The 2,438-nt window shown below is 70.2% G+C and carries 2 protein-coding genes; both read right to left on the reverse strand.

Annotation, left to right across the window (positions count from 1 at the left end):
* Positions 1-2,048, reverse strand: a 2,048-nt coding sequence (locus tag VGD93_RS11735) for an ATP-binding protein (protein ID WP_395012241.1), incomplete at its 3' end; no start/stop codon positions are given.
* An 85-nt stretch (positions 2,049-2,133) separates the two neighbouring features.
* On the reverse strand, positions 2,134-2,438 hold a 305-nt coding region (locus VGD93_RS11740; protein ID WP_395012243.1), incomplete at its 5' end, for a transglycosylase SLT domain-containing protein.

Consider the following 2,438-nt stretch of genomic DNA (forward strand, 5'->3'; position numbering starts at 1 on the left):
GCCGCCGCCAGCGCCCGGCCGTAATGGGCGATGCCCTCGGCGGTGGCGTGGATGCTGGCGGCGGCGGCGCCCGCCATCTCGTAGTATCTTGCCGCCCGCGCGTCGTCGCCGGCCTGCTCGAAATGCTGGGCCAGCCGATGCGCGTGCTCTTCGAGGCGGTCGCTGAACAGGGTTTCGATGGCCTCGGCCACGCGCAGGTGGAAGGCGCGGCGGCGGCGGTTGAGGATGGTGGCATAGGCCGCGTCGCGCGCCAGCTCGTGCTTGAAGATATATTCGAGCTCGGGCAGCCGCCCGGCCTCGCGCAGCAGCTCGACCCGCTCCAGGGCGCGCAGATGCTTGTCCAGCGCCAGGGCGGAATCGGAGATGGCCTGCAGCACGCGGTAGTAGAACGAGCGGCCGATCACCGACGCCATCTGCAGCGTCGAGCGCGTCTCCTCGTCGAGCCTGTCGATGCGGGCGATGAGCAGGGCCTGCAGGCTGTCGGGGATGGCGATGTCGGCGAGCTCGGCGTCGGGGTTCCAGAGCAGCCCCGCCTCGGTGCGACGGATGACGCCCTGCTCGATCAGGGTGCGCACCACCTCCTCGGCGAAATAGGGATTGCCCTCGGCCTTGTGCGCGATCAGCTGGCGCAATTGCGCGGGCAGGTCGGAAATGTCGAGCAGCGCCGAAACCAGGGCGTCGGTGTCGTCGGCGCCGAGCGGGCGCAGCTCGATCTCGGTGTAGCGGTGCGGAAAATCGGTCTCGGCCCTGAGCTTGAGCTGCCAGGCGGGCGACTGCCGCTCGGGGCGGAAGGCGCACAGGATCAGGAGGGGGACTTCCTCGACGAGGCCGAGCAGATGCACGAGCAGGTCGACCGACGCCTGGTCGGCCCACTGCAGGTCGTCGACGATGGTGACCACCGGCCCGGCGAGGCAGGACTGGCGCCAGGCCGGGTACATGATCTCGTAGATGTCGCGCTTGACCATTTCGGCCGGGAACTCCTTGGCCGCGTCCTGCACGCTGGCCGCCACCACGCGCTGGATGGCAACGCTGCACAGCGCCACGTCTTCGTCGCTACCGCCCATTGCGCGCAGCGTCTCTTCCACCTTGGCGTGGATGGCCTCGACGCTGTCTTCGAGCTGGATGCCGAACAGGCCGCGGGCGTAGTTCTGGAACAGGCCGAAGGGCCGCGAGGCGTCGTAGGGCACGCCGAGCATGACTTCCCAGCGCTGCGGATCGCCCTGCTCCAGCCAGTAGGCATTGAGCTCGGCAAGGAGGCGGCTCTTGCCCAGGCCCGCCTCGCCGATGAGGCAGACGATCTGCCCCCGCCCCTGGCGCAGCCCGTCGACGATGGCGCGCAATTGCGCCAGTTCGCCGTCGCGCCCGACCAGCGGCGCGCTGACGCCGCCGATGCCGCGGGAACGCTGGGGGTGCGCCTTGATCCCGGTGACCCGGTAGGCGGCAACCGGCTCCGCCTTACCCTTCAATTCGAGATCGCCGAGCGGGGTGACATCGAACAGCGGCGCCACCAGCCGGTAGGTTTCGGCCGACAGCTGGATGGTCCCCGGCGCGGCGGTCTGCTGCATGCGGGCGGCGACGTTGACGGCATCGCCCATCGCGGTGTGTTCCATCGAGGCCGAAGAGCCGACATCGGCGATGACGACGTGGCCGGTGTTGATGCCGATCCGGACGTTGAAGTCGAGGCCGCCGAGGGTGCCGGCGTAGGCGCGCACGGCGTCGATCATGTCGAGGGCAGCGAGCACCGCCCGCTGCGGGTCGTCCTCGTGCGCGACCGGCGAGCCGAACAGCGCCAAGAGGCCGTCGCCCATGAGCCGGGCGACGGTTCCCTCGTAGCGGTGGATGGGCGCCGTCAGCTGTTCGAAGGCGCCGTTCATGATCTCGGTCCAGTCCTCGGGATCGAGCGTTTCGGCGAGGCCGGTCGAGTTCACCACGTCGGCAAAGAGCACGGTGACGAGTCGGCGCTCGCCGCGCACAGCCCCGACTCCGGTCGCGCCGGTAGAGGCGCCCGGTTGCCGCAGAAACGTGCCGGCCTGCTTGTCCGTGGGCATGGCACCGATCCTCGCCCCGTCCGGGACAAGTCTAGCACCCTTTGGCCGGCCGGATAACGGAAATGCGCGGGCGCCGGCCCGGGCGCTACAGGCCGACCTCGTCGAGCAGGCCGAGGCGCTTGGCGTCATGGTAGTAGCCGCGCTGGTAGGCGCGCAGCGCCCCCTCCGGGTCGCGCCCGGCGACCAGCCAGGCGCCGCGCAGGTACTTGACGCCGTATCTGAGGTTGGTGGCCGGATCGAGCAGGCCCTCGGGGCCGCCGGTATAGCCCATGGAGCGGGCGGTGCCGTGCTGGATCTGCATCAGCCCCAAATTGGGGCCGTTGCGGGCCCTTGGGTTGAAGCCGCTCTCCCTGGCGACGAGGCGGCGCACCAGCGTCTCGGGGACGCCGT

The organism is Devosia sp. (assembly GCF_036406155.1).
Lineage (GTDB): Bacteria > Pseudomonadota > Alphaproteobacteria > Rhizobiales > Devosiaceae > Devosia_A.